This is a genomic window from Acidovorax sp. GW821-FHT10A04 (assembly GCF_059415825.1).
In genome coordinates this window covers 139747-155529 of sequence record NZ_JBWKNZ010000013.1, presented here as the reverse complement: position 1 = coordinate 155529, position 15783 = coordinate 139747, and the positions used below count along the sequence as shown (strand labels likewise).

Below are 15783 nucleotides of genomic sequence, written 5' to 3'. Positions count from 1 at the left end.
GTGGTGGGGCTTTCGGAAATCGGAACAACGGCAGGGGTCAGAACAACGAACCCTGGGGGGAATCATCCACCGCGGGCGGCGCCCGGCGGGGTTTGGCGGCCACCGGCGGTGCAGGTGCTGCGGGGGCGAGAGTATGCCCCAAGGTGCCGCCCCCACCCGCCGCACCGGCATCCGCAGACACCACGACCATGCGCCCGTCGCCGGTCAGGAAGGCTGCATGCACCGGCTCGCCGGGCATCAGCGCGCGCACCGCCTCGCGGTAGCGCTGCAGCTGGGCCATCAGCCCAGGCTGGCGCTCGGGCTGGGCGGCGCTCTTGTAGTCGAGCACCCACCAGCCCGGCGCAGGGCCGGTACCGTGGCCCGCCATCGGCCGATGCACCAGGCGGTCGAGCCGCAGGCTCTGCCCCTGGTGGTTCAGGGGCGCCTCGTTCATGGCACTGTCCATCTCGGCCGGATCCCAGGCCCAGGCGCCCTCGCCCGCCAGGATGCGCTGGGCGAGTTGCGCGGCGCGCGCGGCGGCCGCGGCGGTGATCTCGTGGTCCTGCGCCAGGCGGGCCAGGCGCGCGGGCTGCCAGCCGTGGCTGCGCAGCTGGGCCAGCGCCATGCCCGCGACGCCGGCCTGCTCCAGCAACTGGTGCATGGCCTCGCCCAGGCGGGATTCGGGCGTGGACTCGCGCGCCTGCCGCTCGGCCGGGCCGTCGGGGCGGTTCGAGCCCCCGAACCCTTCGACCAGGCCCGCACCCGACTCGCCCTTGCGACCCTGGCCCAGCTCCGGGGGCAGCACAGGCAACCCGGCCACGGCGAAGACCTCTGGCGCGTCGGCCTCCACCACCAGGCCCCCGGCGCCGTCGTCGCCGGGCACCACGGCCTCCTGCACCAGCGTCGCCAGGCGGTTCCACCAGCTGCCGGGCGCCGAGCTCGTGGGCTGCACGGACGACAGGGCCAGGCAGTGCTTGGCCCGCGTCATCGCCACGTAGAGCATGTTGAGCTCCTCGCGCTGGCGCGCCTGCTGCTCCACGGCCAGGGCATCGACCGCGCTGGGTGGCGGGCTCGATTCGCTGGCCAGGAAGACGAAGCCTGTGGGCACCGCCTGCTCACCGGGCCAGTCCACCAGCACGCCCATGGTCTCGGCCTTCTGCGGGCGGGTGTCGGTGTCGAGCAGCAGCACGCACTCGGCCTCCAGCCCCTTGGCGCCATGCACGGTGAGCAGGCGGATGGCCTGCGCATCCACGCGACCGGGCGCCCGCACCCCGCCCTTCTTCATGGCACGCACGAAGGCATAGGGCGTGAGGTAGCGCCCGCCATCGTGCTGCAGCGCCGCCGCCAGCAAGGCGCGCAGATTGGCCTGCACCGCCGCGCGCTGGGTGGCCGGCGCCGCCGCCGCAAAGCGCGCCAGCACGTCGCCCTCTGCATAGATGGCGTGCAGCGCATCGTGCGGCGGCAATGCATCTACCCAGGCCTTGTACAGCGCAAGCACGGGGCCGGCCGCGGCAGCTGGCGTGCCCTCCATGAGTTCTGGCCGCTGCAGCAGTTCGAACCAGTTCAGGCTGGCGTGCTCGGGCTGGCGGCGCAGCAGCGCCAGGGCCACCAGGGCATCGTCACCCAGGCCGAACAGCGGCGAGCGGAGCGCGCGCGCGAGCGACAGGTCGTGCCCGGTGGAGACCAGGACATCGAGCAGGGCCACGATGTCCTGCACTTCGGGTGCATCGAACAGGTCGGCCTTCTCGGGCTGCACGCAGGGCAGGTGCAGGGCACGCAGTGCGTCCTGCATGGAGGCCAGGCGGTCGCGCTTGCGTGCCAGCACCAGCACCTCCTTGGGTGGCACGCCCTGCGCGATCTGCCGGGCCACCCAGCGCGCGGCCTGCTCGCATTCGCGCATGCGCTGGGTTTCCTCGGCCTCGTGGCGCGGCTCGGTCAGGCTGTCGCGCCAGGCCAGCAGGCCACTGCGGCCCGACGGTCCCTCTTCGTCCAGCGGGCCGATCGCGGGCAGGCGCAGCAATTCGCCGGGGTCGGTCGATTCGGTCGTGTGCTCGCGAAAGCCGCTGGTCTCGCCCTGCGCCTGGGCCGTTCCCAGGGCATCGTTCACGGCCGCGATCACGCCGGTGGCGTTGCGGCGCGTGTGGTCGCAACTGAGCAGGTCGCCCGAGAGGCCGTTGCGCACGAAGGCCTGCGCCGCGATGAACACCTGCGGCTCGGCCCGGCGAAAGCGGTAGATGCTCTGCTTGGGGTCGCCCACGATGAACACGCTGGGCGCGCCGGCACCGCCGCCCGAGCCCGCATAGCCCGACAGCCAGGCGTGCAGGGCCTGCCACTGCAGCGGGTTGGTGTCCTGGAACTCGTCGACCAGCAGGTGGCGGATGCGGGCATCGAGCCGCTCCTGCACCCAGCCGCTGAGCACCGGGTCGGCCAGCATGACCAGGGCCGTGCGCTCCACGTCGTTCATGTCCACCCAGCCGTGCGCGTTCTTGACGGCGGCGAACTCCCTGACCAGGCACCGCGCCAGCCGCGCCATGCGCTGCTGGTGCTGCCAGGCATCGTGCTGGAGGCGCGCCAGCAGCAGGCGCTGCAGCTCGGGCTCGGCCTCCTGCGCGGCGGCGAACTTTTCGAGATTCTTGGAGAGCCGGTCTTCCTTGGCCACGAACAGGGCCTTGCGCAGCAGGTCCAGGCGCAGGTCCAGGTCGTCGCAGGCGAAGGCGTCGACGATGGCATCGGCCGCCTTCTGCGGCGTCTTGGCAGACTCGGCGCCCAGGGCCTGGGCGCGGTCGAGCCAGCGGCGGCGCACGGGGTCGCCCCGCAGCGCCTCGGCGGGGCTGGCGAGGCCGGCCAGTTCGGGGCAGTGTTCGAAAAACGGCGGCACCGAGGCATCGACCACGCCGGCCTCGTCGGCCAGGTCGAACTCCACGCGCTTGGACAGGGCCGCCGCGAGCGCCTTGTGCGTCTGCGAGCGGCCGTGGCGGAACACGGCGGCGGCGTAGTCGGCGCGCAGGCCGGCGTGGCTGTCCACCGCGTGCAGAAAGGGCTGCCAGACCTCGCGCACGGCCTCGGCATCGTCCTCCAACAGGTCGAAGTTGGCTGGCAGGCCCCGGGCCTGCAGCAGCGCCAGCGGCGCCGTGCCCAGCAGCGCGGCAAACCAGCTGTGGAAGGTGCGGATCTGCACCGGCCGGCCGCTCTCCAGCATCGTGCGGTACAGGCCGCGCAGGGCCTCGCGCTGCTCCAGCGCCCGCTCGGGGTGGATGCCACGCGCCACGAGCTCCCCCGTGAGCCGGTCCAGCGGCGCATCGGCAAACTGCTCCAGCCATTCCTGCAGGCGCTGGCGCATTTCGCCGGCGGCCTTCTTGGTGAAGGTGATGGCCAGGATTTCGTGCGGCGCGGCCCCGTCGAGCAGCGCGCGCAGCATGCGCGAGACCAGCATCCAGGTCTTGCCCGCGCCCGCGCAGGCCTCGACTGCCACGCTGCGCTGCGGGTCGCAGGCAATGGCATAGAAGCCCTCGCGCGAGATGGGCTGGCCGTTGTGTTCGTAGGCGGCGCCCTTCATTCCAGGATTCGTCATGCCCAAAAGTCCTTGCGGCACAGGCCGCGCACCGCACAGTATTCGCAGACCATGCCTTCGCCCAGCGCGGGCATGGGGTCGCCTGCGGCGATGCGCTCGAAGTCGTGCTGTATGCCCTCGACCAGCAGGTCGCGCAGGGCCACTACCTCCTCCTGCTCGTGCATCTGCGTCTCGCCGCGTTCGCCCACGTTCACGTAGGCGGCGCGCAGGGTGTCGTGGCTCAGCAGCGCAGCATAGAAGGCCAGCTGCGTGTCCTCCGATCCGGCGCCGATGCGCTGGCGCGTGACGGAGTCGGTCTCGGTCTTGTAGTCGATCACCAGGGTGGTCACTTCGCCGGTACCCGACACCGCGTCGATGCGGTCGATGGTGCCCACCAGTTCCATCGCGCCCAGCGGCTGCGTTGTGCGCAATTCGGCCTGGCGAAAGACCGCCCCCTGCTGCTCGTGCCGTGCCAGCCAGCGCAGGTAGCCATCGCGCACCTGGGGCCAGCCTGCGGCAAAGGGCAGGAAGTCGCCGCCCGAGAGGCCCTGGCGCGCGGTGACCGCCTGGGCCGACTCGTCGAGCCGGCCCAGGCGTGCAGGCCCGGCGTCGAGCGGGGCATCGAGCAGGCCCTCGTGGAAATGCTGCAGCACCTCGTGCAGCCAGTTGCCGAAGTCGCGCTTGTCCACCTCGCTGCCCAGCTCCTCCGCCTCTTGCAGGCCGAGCTGGCGCAGCGCGAAGAAGCGATACGGGCAATGGCGCAGGTCCGAATACGCGGTAGAGGACAGCTTGTGCACCGGCAAGGCCTGGCCGCTGGGCAGCGGCCGGGCCGTGGGCGTGCCGGCCACGCTGCGCGCAAGGCGCAGGTCCTGGCCCGCATGCGCCGTGCCATCGAGGTGCAGCGCCAGCACCAGGGCGCTGGCCAGCAGCGGCTCGCCCCCCTCGTCGCCGGTGCGCCACAGCACGTCCACCACGGGGGTCTGCAGCGCGCTGCGCCATGCCAGGCGCTGTGCGGCCTCCAGCGATTCGCGGGTGGGCAGGCCCCAGGCCTCGCGCTGGGCCTGCGTCCACTCACCGGGCGGCTCGGGCGCAGGCTGCAGGCGCTTTTCGTCGCAGCCCGGCAGCACCAGCGCCGCAAAGGTCCGCCCCAGCAGCTGCGGCAGCGGCAGGATCACGACCGGCGCGCCGGGCGGCGGCGGGGGCACGAAACGCGCAGCCTCCAGCACCTCGTCGGCCCAGCGCGTGAACTCGGCCAGTGCCATGCGCCGGCCCACGCCCTCCCAGGCTTCGAGCTCGGCCTGCAGTCCTTCGGGCAGGCGCAGCAAGGCCAGCACCCGCTCGCCGGCCTCGTCGGCCTCGAGCACGGCCCACTGGCCCGTGGCCTCGAGCAGCCCCCGCAGGGCCGCGAGCCACTGCACCAGCGGGCGCGCCGCGCGCAGGCCGGCACGCCAGGCCTCGGTCTGCGCCACGCCGGCGGCCAGCGCCGGGTGCGCGCTCCAGTCGCGCGCGGCCACCGCATCCCAGCGCGCGAGCGATGCCCGGCGCAGCGCTTTTTCCAGCGGGTTGAGCGCGGCGGCCGGCCATGCGGGCACCTGCTTGAGCCAGGCGAGCACGGCGTCGGCATCGGCATCCCAGGCGCAGGCCTTCAGTGCGGCCATGACCTGTGCGGCCGCGCGCGTGGTCGACAGCGTCCAGCCGCTTTCATCGCGCACGTCCACGCCGCTGCTGCCCAGGTGGGCGTGCACGCGGCGGGTCAGCGCCCGGTCGGTGGCGGCCAGCACCACGGGTGTGCGGCCTGCGGCCAGGTGGTCCAGCACGCAGGCGGCGGCGCGCTGCGCCTCGTCCTCGGCGTCACTGGCCGCATGCAGGGCGACCTGCCCCTGCGCCCCCCCATCCTCGCCGGGGGCATACAGCTGCAGCACCAGGGCCCGCTCGCCCCAGTGGGCCTGCAGCGCGGCGGCCAGGGGCTCGGCCTGGAAGCCTTCGAGCACCACCAGCGCGTCGGTGGCGGCGCGCACGCCCGCCTCGAACAGCACGTCGGTGGCGTAGCGCGAGGCCAGTGCCCATTCGAGCGCAATGCGCGCCACCACGGCCTCGAAGCGCAGGGCGCTGCCCTCGTCCGCCACCGGCAGCAGGCCACGCGCCTGCACGCCCCAGGCATCGCGCTGCGCGGGCGGCACGGCCGCCACTGCCAGGGCCAGTTGGGCCGCAGCCTGCTGCAGCGGCGTGGCCAGCACGTCGCGCTGCGCCGACAGGCCCGCCTGGTCGAGCAGGGTGCGCGCAGTGAGCGTATCGCGCGCCACATCGCCGGCCAGGTCGCGGCCCTCGGGCACGAAGACCGCCAACTGGTGGGCCCAGTTGCGCGTGGTCTCGAAGCGCGGAACGAAGCTGTCCGGCTGCCGGCGCGCCCACAGGCGCTGGCCCCAGGGCATGAGCTGCGCATAGGGCACCAGCACCACGGTGCGGGCCGCATGCGCACCGCACCCGGCGAGGTGCCGCGACACGGCGTCCAGCACCCGGGCCCAACAAGGGGCCGCCTGATCGGTTTTAGCTATGACAGTCATAGCATCGGAGGGCCCGGCCACACCGGTGAACGTGGGATTGGTTTCTGTCACAATGACCCAACTTTATACGTACCCCGGTCCCAACCCGCCCAGATACAAGGAATACGCCATGGCCAGCGAACTCATCAAGCACCTCACCGACGCCAGCTTTGAAGCCGACGTACTGCAGTCCACCACCCCCGTGCTGGTGGACTACTGGGCCGAATGGTGCGGCCCCTGCAAGGACATCGCCCCCCACCTCGACGACCTGGCCAAGACCTATGAAGGCAAGCTGCAGGTCGCCAAGCTGAACATCGACGAGAACCGCGAAACGCCTGCCAAGTTCGGCATCCGCGGCATTCCCACGCTGATGTTCTTCAAGGACGGCCAGCTGTCGGCCACCAAGATCGGCTCCATGCGCAAGGAGCAGTTGACGGCCTTCGTCGACCAGCAACTGGCCTGAGGCCTTGCTGGCTGCGGCTCCCCGGGCCGGGGTGCCGCAGCCCCCGTTCTTCACCGCCGCTTGCATCTCTTCACATGCCCGCAAGCAGCGGCCCGGCCTTCCCGGATTTTTTCCTGTCATAATTCCAGTAGATCACCGGCTTGCACGCATTGGCAGCCGGTTCGAGAGATCCTCAGGCACGCCGTGACTGCCATCAGCAGACCACCGGCGAACAGCCCACCTCCCCCGAGACACCTACCTACTCCGCCAAGGAGTCATTCCATGCACTTAAACGAACTCAAGGCACTGCACGTGTCTGAAGTCCTGAAGCAAGCCGAAGAACTCGAAATCGAAAACACGGGCCGGATGCGCAAACAGGAGCTGATGTTTGCCATCATCAAGAAGCGCGCCAAGGCGGGCGAGCAGGTGTTTGCGGATGGGGTGCTGGAAATTCTGCCCGACGGTTTCGGCTTCCTGCGCAGCCCGGACACGAGCTTCACCGCGAGCACGGACGACATCTACATCTCCCCCAGCCAGGTGCGCCGCTTCAACCTGCACACCGGCGACATGATCGAAGGCGAAGTGCGCACTCCGAAAGACGGCGAGCGCTACTTTGCCCTGACCAAGCTCGACAAGGTCAACGACGGCCCACCAGAGCAGAACAAGCACAAGGTGATGTTCGAAAACCTGACGCCCCTGTTCCCCAAGGAGCAGATGCGCCTGGAGCGCGACGTCAAGAGCGAAGAGAACATCACCGGCCGCATCATCGACATCATCGCGCCCATCGGCCGCGGCCAGCGCGCGCTGATCGTCGCCCCGCCCAAGAGCGGCAAGACGGTGATGATGCAGCACATCGCCCACGCCATCACGGCCAACAACCCCGACGTGCACCTGATGGTGCTGCTGGTGGACGAGCGCCCTGAAGAAGTGACCGAAATGCAGCGCACGGTCAAGGGCGAGATCATCGCTTCCACCTTCGACGAGCCCGCCGCACGCCACGTGCACGTGGCCGAGATGGTGATCGAGCGCGCCAAGCGCCTGGTCGAGCTCAAGAAGGACGTGGTGATCCTGCTCGATTCCATCACCCGCCTGGCCCGCGCCTACAACAACGTCGTACCCTCCAGCGGCAAGGTGCTGTCGGGTGGTGTGGACGCCGCTGCGCTGCAGCGCCCCAAGCGCTTCTTCGGCGCCGCCCGCAAGGTCGAGGAAGGTGGCTCGCTGACCATCATCGCCACCGCGCTGGTCGACACCGGCAGCCGCATGGACGAAGTGATCTTTGAAGAATTCAAGGGCACGGGCAACTGCGAAATCCACCTGAACCGCCGCCTGTACGAAAAGCGCGTGTTCCCCGCCATCGAGCTCAACAAGAGCGGCACGCGCCGCGAAGAGCTGCTGCTGGTGCCCGAGATCCTGCAGAAGACCCGCATCCTGCGCCAGTTCATGTACAACATGGACGAGATCGAGTCCATGGAACTCATGATCAAGAACATGAAGGCGACGAAAACCAACGTCGACTTCTTCGACATGATGCGCCGCGGCGGCTAGGCACTCCCTGGCACCTTCGCACAACGCCTCGCAGGTTTCACGGCCTGCGGGGCGTTGTGCCTTCTGCACCACCTACCAGCGCGCCTGCGCGGAACCCAGGGCCAGTGCCGGCCGGTCCCAGTGCATGGCGGCGCCCTGCACTTGCAGTGGTGCGCGCACCCGCCGGGCCGGCCCCCAGGAGGTGGGCTCCAGCGCGTCATCCACATCCTCGTGCTGCTCAGGCGCCAGCGGCTCCACGGCGCCGCGCTCGGCGGACACCAGCCAGCGTGCCGTGCGCGCCAGCGACAGCCGCGCCGTGCTGCCCGCTCCGGTGGCCACGCGGCGTACCAGGCCGCGCACGGCAGCGGCCGCCATCAGATAGCCCGTGGCATGGTCGATGGCCTGCACCGGCAGCGGCGTGGGCCGGTCGTGCCCACCCCAGCGCATGCCAGCGTCGGCGATACCGGTGCTCATCTGCACCAGGCTGTCGAAACCACGCCGGCCCTGCCAGGGACCGCTGGCGCCGTAGGCGCTGAGCGACACATCCACCAGGCCCGGGTTGAGCGCGCGCCTGCGCTGCGCACCCAGCCCCAGTTGCTCCAGCGCGCCGGGCCGCAGGCCATGCACCAGCACATCGGCCTGGCGCAGCAATCCTTCCAACACCGCGCTATCGGCAGGCACCCGCAGGTCCAGCCGCGCGCAGCGCTTGCCCAGCACCACCTCGGGCACGGTGACGGGCTCGTCCCAACCGGGCGGATCGATGCGCAGCACGTCCGCGCCATGGCCCGCGAGAAAACGCGTGGCCGTGGGGCCGGCCAGGATGCGCGTGAGATCGAGCACGCGCACACCGCGCAGGGGCCGCGCGGGATCGGTGGGCCAGGTGGGCTGGGCCACCGGGTCTGCGGTCTCCCAGTGCACCAGGGGCTCCGCCTGCACCGCCCGGCCCTGCGGGTGGAGCCCCCAGTCTTCGATGCTTCGCATGGCGGCTGCACAACCCCCCTGCGCCACCACGGCAGCCTCCAGCGCGTCGGACTTCCAGCGTCCCACGGCGTGTGCCACGGCCTCCCGGTCGGCCGCCACCCCCAGCACGGCCAGGGCTGCATCGCGGTGGTGCGGCGCATTCGTGTGCAGCCGCACCCAGCCATCGGCCGTGCGGTAGTCCCCGGCCACGGCATCCCAGACCGGCGGCAGGGTCCAGCCCTGGGGACGCAGCGACATGCCGAACCAGAAGGACGCGAGGCGCCGGTCCACCTGCACGGCAGGCCACGCGCCACCAGCCTGCGCCAGGAGCTCAGCCACGGCCAGCCCCGCCACGCCGACCGAGGCGGTGGCCAGGTCCGTGACCGGAAACACCGAGGGCAGATCGCCCCGGCCTGCAACCGACAAGTGGTCCAGCGCCGATGCGGGGCCACCCAGTGCCGTCCATGCCTGGCCAGCCAGCGCCAGGGCGCCTGGGGGAACAGAAATCAGTGGGGCGGGCATGAGAACCTCCTTGAAAGAAGCTTCTCAGAATAGATTGGCAGCATTTATTGTCAATATTGATTTATATTTTCAACATGCCTTTTCTCTGATCCACCCATGTCTAGCTACCTCACCGCCGCCGAAACCGCCGAGCGCCTGGGTGTCTCGCGCGCCACGCTGTACGCCTATGTGAGCCGCGGCCTGCTGCATGCCCACCCCGGCCCCACACCACGCGAAAGCCGCTATGCGCAGGCCGACGTGGAGATGCTGGCTGGCCAGCGCAAGCGCGGCCGCAAGCCGCGCGAGGTGGCCAAGGCCACTTTGAGCTGGGGGCTGCCGGTGCTCGAATCGGCGATCACGCTGATCGAGGACGGCCAGCTGTACCTGCGCGGCGTCCCTGTTGAGGATCTGGCGCAGTCCTGCAGCGTGGAGGCCGTGGCCGCCCGGCTCTGGCAGTGCACGCAAGCCGCCGCCTTTGGCGCCGGTGCCCCCGAGGCCTCCCCCATGCTGGCTGCCGTGCAGTCGCATCTGGCCGGCCACCGGCCAGAGGAGGCCCTGCTGCCGCTGTTCACCATCGCCAGCAACGACGCGCCCACCGCCCAGTGGCAGACCACGCCCGAGCGCCTGGCCGAGGGCTGTGGCGCCCTGGTGCGCCAGCTGGCCGCCTGCCTGCTGGGCACGGCGCCCGGTGCCGAGCCCATCCACCTGCAGTGCGCCCGGGCCTGGCAGCTCGACCACCAGGGGGCCGACCTGGTGCGCATGGCGCTGGTGCTGTGCGCCGACCATGAACTCAATGCCTCGGGCTTCACGGCGCGCTGCGTGGCCTCCACCGGTGCCAGCCTGCGCGCGGCCGTGGTGGGCGGGCTGGCGGCGCTGACCGGCGCGCGCCACGGCGGGGCCACGGCCCGGGTGGAGGCCCTGTGGGACGAACTGGATGGCAGGCAGGAGCAGTCCTCACCCGTCGCAAACCTGCGCCAGCGGCTGGCCCGCGGCGAGGCCCTGCCCGGCTTTGGCCACCACCTGTACCCGCAAGGCGATGGGCGCGCCCGGCTGCTGCTGGCGCGCATCCTGCCCGCGCGCCCGGTCTGGGCGCCCTGGGTCGCCGACGCCCAGGCCCTGGTGGGCCAGCCCCCGTCCCTGGACTTCGCGCTGGTGGCCGTGCGCCGCCACCTGGGTCTGCCGCAGGGTGCCGCCTACGGGCTGTTCGCGCTGGGACGCTCCCTGGGCTGGATCGCGCACGCACTGGAGCAGCGCAGCAGCGCCGGCCTGATCCGCCCAAGGGCTGCCTACACCGGCCCACGCCCCGCCTGAGTTTGGGGAAATCGCTGGACTCTGGTTATAATGGAGGGCTTTTTCTGCGGAAAGTACGCTGGATGCTCCACGGCGCAAAGGTTGCTCCGGGTCCAGCACGGCTCCCGCACTTGACAAGGATTGATCATGAAAGAAGGCATTCACCCCAACTACCGCGAAGTTCTGTTCGTGGACCTGTCCAACGGTTTCAAGTTCGTGACCCGTTCGTGCGTGAACACCAAGGAAATGGGCAAGACCGACGACGGCCGTGAGCTGCCCCTGTTCAAGCTCGATACCTCCAGCGAATCGCACCCCTTCTACACGGGCACGCAAAAGTCCGTGGACAACATGGGCGGCCGTGTCGAGAAGTTCCGCAACCGTTTCGGCAAGACCACCGCTACCGCTGCCAAGTAATCCTTCGCACGCTGTATGCCAAGAAGGCAGCCCGGGCAACCGAGCTGCCTTTTTTCATGTTCGCGCCCCTGCGCTGTGACCGGGGTTACCAGACTTACCCTGCCCTTCACAGCCTGCTGACGGAACCCGGGCGCTTATCCCTTATTCTTGGCGGCTCCTTCAAGCCACCAGCCGACGCGTGAATCCACCGACCCCAGCCATCGTTACCCAGAATGCCGTGCGGCCACTGCCGCGCTGGGCCCTGATGCTGCTGTGCATTGCCTATGTGATCCCCGGCTTCGTGGGGCGCGCGCCATGGAAGAGCGCCGACATCACCGCCTACGGCTACATGCTGGAGCTGGCGCAGGGCCGCACCAGCTGGCTCAACCCGCTGCTGGGCGGCATGGCACCCGAGACCGAGGGCCTGCTGCCCTACTGGATCGGGGCCCTGGCCCTCCAGTGGGCGCCGGCCTGGCTGTCGCCCGAAATGGCCGTGCGCATCCCTTTTGCCGCGCTGCTGGCCCTCACCTTCATGGCCACCTGGTACGGCGTGTACTACCTGGCACGCAGCCCGGGTGCGCAGCCCGTGGCCTTTGCCTTCGGCGGCGAGGCCACCCCGCTCGACTATGCGCGCGCCATTGCCGATGGAGCCCTGCTCGCGCTGATCGCCTGCCTGGGCCTGGCCCAGCTTTCGCACGAGGTGACGAGCTACCTGGTGCAGCTCAGTTGCACCTCCTTCCTGTTCTTTGCCTTTGCCGTGCTGCCCTACCACGCCACCAAGGCGCTGGGAGCCATGCTGGTGGGCGCCTTCGGCCTCACGTTGGCGGGCGCCCCTGCGCTCACGGTGCTGCTGGGTGCCAGCGGCGTGCTGCTGGCGCTGCGCCTGCCCGACAAGGACGCGCGCCAGTGCCGGGCCTGGGCGGTGGCCACGGCCCTGGTCATCGTGGCTGCGGCGGTGCTGGCCTGGCAGCTCGACCTGTGGCGCTGGCGCATCGTGAGCACCGAGGGCGGTGGCAAGGAATGGGCGAGCCTGGCCCGGCTGCTGATCTGGTTTGGCTGGCCAGCCTGGCCCCTGGCGCTGTGGACGCTGTGGCGCTGGCGCAAGCAGATCGCCAGCCGCCAGTGGCACCGCCACCTGCTGCTGCCGCTGTGGTTCACGGCCATCTCCATCGGTGCCACCATCACCACCCAGCCGGCCGACCGCGCCCTGCTGCTGGGCCTGCCCGCACTGGCGGCACTGGCCGCCTTCGCGCTGCCCACGCTCAGCCGCAGCATGGGCGCGCTGATCGACTGGTTCACGCTGATCTTCTTCAGCGTCTCGGCCCTGGCGATCTGGGTCATCTGGATCGCCATGCAGACCGGCATGCCCGCCAAGCCGGCGGCCAATGTGGCCAAGCTCGCGCCGGGCTTCGTGCCGCAGTTCTCGCTGCTGGCCCTGGTGGCGGCATTGGCCGCCTCGGTGGGCTGGTGCGCGCTGGTGTGGTGGCGCGCCTCGCGCAACCGCGCCCCGATCTGGAAGAGCCTGGTGCTGCCTGCCAGCGGCGCCGCCCTGAGCTGGCTGCTGCTCATGAGCCTGTGGCTGCCGCTGCTCGATTTCGCGCGCAGCTATGTGCCGCAGATGCGCGCCATCACGGCCGTGCTGGGCCCACAGCCCGGCTGCGTGCAGACCGTGGGCCTGAGCCGCGCCCAGGTGGCCGCGCTGCAGTACCACGCCGGCCTCACGCTGCACCCGGCCAGCCTCGCGGTGACCGGCTGCGAGTGGCTGGTCTCGGACATCGCCTCCTGGCCCGCACCGGCCTCCAGCGTGGATGGGCTGCAGTGGGAACGCGTGGCTACCGTGGCACGCCCCACCGACAAGACCGACTTCCTGGTGCTGCTGCGTCGCATCGAAACCGAAACCAAACCCTGATGAGCGAGCTGTCGACCATTTCCCGCCATGCCGTGACGGTGCTGGCCGGGCAACTGGCCGTGATGGCCTTCGGCGTGGCCGACACCATCGTGGCGGGCCGCTACAGCGAGGCTTCGCTGGCCGCGCTGTCGGTGGGCTCGGCCATCTTCATCAGCGTCTACGTGGCGCTGATCGGCGTGCTCAGCGCCCTGCTGCCGGTGTGGGCCGAGCAGCGCGGTGCGGGGCAGCAGCAGCAACTGGGCGCCTCGCTGCGCCAGTCGCTGTACCTGTGCGCCGTGGCCAGCATCCTGGGCATGGCCGTGCTGCTCTCGCCCGGCGCCGTGCTGCGCTGGACCGAGGTGCCCGATGCGCTGCGCAGCGAGGTCGAGAACTACCTGGCCGTGCTCGCGCTCGCGCTGCCGCCGGCCCTGCTGTTCCGCATCTACAGCACGCTCAACCAGGCGCTGGGCCGCCCCCAGCTGGTCACCTGGCTGCAGGTGGGCTCGCTGTTCATCAAGGTGCCGCTGTCCATCTGGTTCACCTTCGGTGGCGCCGGCCTGCCCGCACAGGGCGCCGTGGGCTGCGCCTGGGCCACGCTGGTGGTCAACTGCAGCATGCTGGCGCTGGCAGTATGGTTGCTGCGCACGCAGGCGCTGTACCAGCCGCTGGCCCTCTGGAAACCGCTGGAGCGCCCGCACTGGCCCACCATCGCGGGCTTTGCACGCCTGGGCGTACCGGCGGGCCTGGCGGTGATGGTGGAAGTCACCTCGTTCACCCTCATGGCCTTGTTCATCGCGCGCCAGGGCACGGTGGCCTCGGCCGCGCACCAGATAGCGTCCAACCTGGCGGCCGTGCTGTACATGGTGCCCCTGTCGCTGTCCATTGCCGCGAGCGCGCGTGTGAGCTACTGGCTGGGCGCGGGCGAACCGGTGCGCGCGCACCAGGTGGCGCTGCTGGGCATGCGCCTGGCCTGCGCCATGGGCCTGGCCCTGGCGGCGCTGATGTTCCTCGGGCGCAACCACCTGGGCGCGCTGTACTCATCGAACGCACAGGTGGTGGCGGTCACGGGCGGGCTGCTGGCCTGGGTGGCCGCCTACCATGTGGCCGACGCGCTGCAGACCCTGTGCGTGTTCGTGCTGCGCTGCTACCGCATCACGGTGGCGCCGCTGGTGGTGTACTGCACCCTGCTCTGGGGCGCCGGCCTGGGCGGCGGCTACCTGCTGGCCTACCAGGGCCTGGGGCCCTGGGGCGCGGTGGCCACGCCGGCCACCTTCTGGGCTGCCAGCGCGGCCGCCCTGGCCGTGACGGCCGCCCTGTTCGCGGCCATGCTCTGGCGCGCGATCAGGCTGCCAGCGCCTGCGGCACTGGCAAGCGCAGCCGGTTGACCGGAAAGGTGACACAAAAGGTCGAGCCCTTGCCCAGCGTGCTCTGGATGGCAAGCGTCGCGCCATGGCGCTGCAGCACATGCTTGACGATGGCCAGGCCCAGGCCCGTGCCACCGGTCTCGCGCGAGCGGCTGCGGTCCACCCGGTAGAAGCGCTCGGTCAGCCGCGGAATGTGCTCGGGCGCAATGCCCGGGCCCGTGTCCTTGACCGAGAAGGTGGCCGAGCCATCCTCCTTGCGCACCCAGCCCACCGTGATCGTGCCGCCCGCAGGCGTGTAGCGCACGGCGTTGTTGATGATGTTGGACAGGGCGCTCTGCAGCTCGGCCGGCACACCGGCAATGTCCCCCTGGGCCAGCAGCTCCGCCTTGCTCGGGAACAGCAGCGTGTGGGGGCGCTGCTGGGTCTGGGCCAGCAGGGCCGACAGGGCACGGCTCTCTTCCTCGCAGCGCTGCACCAGGCCTTGCACCGGCATCCACTCGGCCATGCCGGGTGGCGGACTGCCCTCCAGGCGCGACAGCGTGAGCAGGTCCTGCACCACGCTCTGCATGCGTGCGGCCTGCTGCGACATCATGCCCAGGTAGCGGGCGCGCTCGTCCTGTGCCAGCGGCAGGGTCTGCAGTGTCTCGACGAAGCCCATGAGCACCGTGAGTGGCGTGCGGATCTCGTGCGAGACGTTGGCCACGAAGTCGCGGCGCATGGCCTCGGCCTGCTCCAGCGCCGTCACATCGCGCGACAGCAGCAGCGTGCGCCCGTCGCCATAGGGGTGCAGGTGCACCGAGATGCGCACCGGGCGCGAAGGCGTGCTGTTGCGCCCCTCTAGCACCACGTCGTGCGTGAAATCCTGGGCCGTGTAATAGGCAGTGAATTCGGGGTCGCGCACCAGGTTGCCGATGGACTGCATGACGTCGCGCTGCGCGTCAAAGCCGAACTGGGCGGCGGCCATCTGGTTGCACCACTCGATGTGGCCCTTTGCATCCAGCAGCACCACCCCGTTGGGCGTGGCCTGCAGCGCAGCCAGTATCTCCTGCAGGCGGTTCTGGCTGCTTTGCACCTCCTGGGCCTGCAGGCGCAGCAGGCGCCGCGACCGGTCGGCCGCCTCGCCCCACATGCCGCGCATGACCGGTGCGCGCGACAGCTCGCCCGTGCGCAGCCAGCGCAGCACGCGCGCGCCGCGCAGCAGGTCCCACACAAACCATGCCCAGGCCGCTATTGCCGCTCCCAAGGCCGCGCCCCAAGGCCCGCCCTGCCACCAACCGAGCCCGCCGCCGGCGATTTGCCAGAGCAGAAAATACGTGAATCGCCAGAGCATGCAGGTTGCAAAGCCTTCT

The 15783-nt window shown here is 70.5% G+C and carries 10 protein-coding genes; 6 read left to right on the top strand and 4 right to left on the bottom strand.

Annotation, left to right across the window (positions count from 1 at the left end; translation table 11 throughout):
* Positions 1 to 37: 37 nt before the first annotated feature.
* Together AC07PF_RS24665 and AC07PF_RS24660 are read right to left on the bottom strand one after the other, a co-directional pair.
* A complete protein-coding gene (locus tag AC07PF_RS24665) occupies positions 38 to 3550 on the bottom strand; it encodes a UvrD-helicase domain-containing protein (protein ID WP_494613611.1) in 3513 nt (1170 codons plus the stop codon).
* The gene (locus AC07PF_RS24660; RefSeq protein ID WP_494613610.1) at positions 3547 to 6093 is read right to left on the bottom strand and encodes a PD-(D/E)XK nuclease family protein; all 2547 of its coding nucleotides are present in this window, start codon (positions 6091 to 6093) and stop codon (positions 3547 to 3549) included. Before AC07PF_RS24660 ends, AC07PF_RS24665 begins: the two co-directional genes overlap by 4 nt.
* Before the next feature lie 109 nt (positions 6094 to 6202).
* Here AC07PF_RS24660 and trxA point away from each other — a divergent pair, with 109 nt between their 5' ends.
* Both trxA and rho read left to right on the top strand, forming a co-directional pair.
* Positions 6203 to 6535, top strand: a complete 333-nt coding sequence (gene trxA, locus AC07PF_RS24655; protein WP_007847638.1) for a thioredoxin TrxA — start codon at positions 6203 to 6205, stop codon at positions 6533 to 6535.
* 261 nt (positions 6536 to 6796) lie between these two features.
* Complete coding sequence (gene rho / locus AC07PF_RS24650; protein WP_007847642.1) at positions 6797 to 8059, top strand: transcription termination factor Rho; 1263 nt, start codon at positions 6797 to 6799, stop codon at positions 8057 to 8059.
* Positions 8060 to 8131: 72 nt separating this feature from the next.
* Here the strand turns inward: rho and AC07PF_RS24645 are convergent, their stop codons facing one another.
* Entirely contained in the window at positions 8132 to 9520 is a 1389-nt protein-coding gene (locus AC07PF_RS24645) for a CoA transferase (protein ID WP_494613609.1), read from the bottom strand.
* A 96-nt stretch (positions 9521 to 9616) separates the two neighbouring features.
* Here AC07PF_RS24645 and AC07PF_RS24640 point away from each other — a divergent pair, with 96 nt between their 5' ends.
* The 4 genes from AC07PF_RS24640 (at position 9617) to AC07PF_RS24625 (ending at position 14455) form a co-directional block, all read left to right on the top strand.
* The gene (locus AC07PF_RS24640; protein WP_494613608.1) at positions 9617 to 10810 is read left to right on the top strand and encodes a citrate/2-methylcitrate synthase; all 1194 of its coding nucleotides are present in this window, start codon (positions 9617 to 9619) and stop codon (positions 10808 to 10810) included.
* Positions 10811 to 10936: 126 nt separating this feature from the next.
* Positions 10937 to 11203, top strand: a complete 267-nt coding sequence (locus tag AC07PF_RS24635; RefSeq protein ID WP_007847661.1) for a type B 50S ribosomal protein L31 — start codon at positions 10937 to 10939, stop codon at positions 11201 to 11203.
* Between the two features lie 178 nt (positions 11204 to 11381).
* On the top strand, positions 11382 to 13091 hold the full coding sequence (locus AC07PF_RS24630; protein WP_494613607.1) for a hypothetical protein: 1710 nt from the start codon (positions 11382 to 11384) through the stop codon (positions 13089 to 13091).
* A complete protein-coding gene (locus AC07PF_RS24625; protein WP_494613606.1) occupies positions 13091 to 14455 on the top strand; it encodes an MATE family efflux transporter in 1365 nt (454 codons plus the stop codon). Before AC07PF_RS24630 ends, AC07PF_RS24625 begins: the two co-directional genes overlap by 1 nt.
* Here the strand turns inward: AC07PF_RS24625 and phoR are convergent.
* Entirely contained in the window at positions 14412 to 15764 is a 1353-nt protein-coding gene (gene phoR, locus AC07PF_RS24620) for a phosphate regulon sensor histidine kinase PhoR (protein ID WP_145698019.1), read from the bottom strand. The genes AC07PF_RS24625 and phoR overlap by 44 nt on opposite strands.
* Between the last annotated feature and the right edge of the window lie 19 nt (positions 15765 to 15783).

Excerpts from the sequence above, each read along its gene's own strand:
- phoR (WP_145698019.1), bottom strand. The coding sequence starts at position 15,764 with ATGCTCTGGCGATTCACGTATTTTCTGCTCTGGCAAATCGCCGGCGGC.
- AC07PF_RS24635 (WP_007847661.1), top strand. The coding sequence starts at position 10,937 with ATGAAAGAAGGCATTCACCCCAACTACCGCGAAGTTCTGTTCGTGGAC.
- rho (WP_007847642.1), top strand. The coding sequence starts at position 6,797 with ATGCACTTAAACGAACTCAAGGCACTGCACGTGTCTGAAGTCCTGAAG.
- AC07PF_RS24665 (WP_494613611.1), bottom strand. The coding sequence starts at position 3,550 with ATGACGAATCCTGGAATGAAGGGCGCCGCCTACGAACACAACGGCCAG.
- AC07PF_RS24645 (WP_494613609.1), bottom strand. The coding sequence starts at position 9,520 with ATGCCCGCCCCACTGATTTCTGTTCCCCCAGGCGCCCTGGCGCTGGCT.
- trxA (WP_007847638.1), top strand. The coding sequence starts at position 6,203 with ATGGCCAGCGAACTCATCAAGCACCTCACCGACGCCAGCTTTGAAGCC.
- AC07PF_RS24660 (WP_494613610.1), bottom strand. The coding sequence starts at position 6,093 with ATGACTGTCATAGCTAAAACCGATCAGGCGGCCCCTTGTTGGGCCCGG.
- AC07PF_RS24640 (WP_494613608.1), top strand. The coding sequence starts at position 9,617 with ATGTCTAGCTACCTCACCGCCGCCGAAACCGCCGAGCGCCTGGGTGTC.
- AC07PF_RS24625 (WP_494613606.1), top strand. The coding sequence starts at position 13,091 with ATGAGCGAGCTGTCGACCATTTCCCGCCATGCCGTGACGGTGCTGGCC.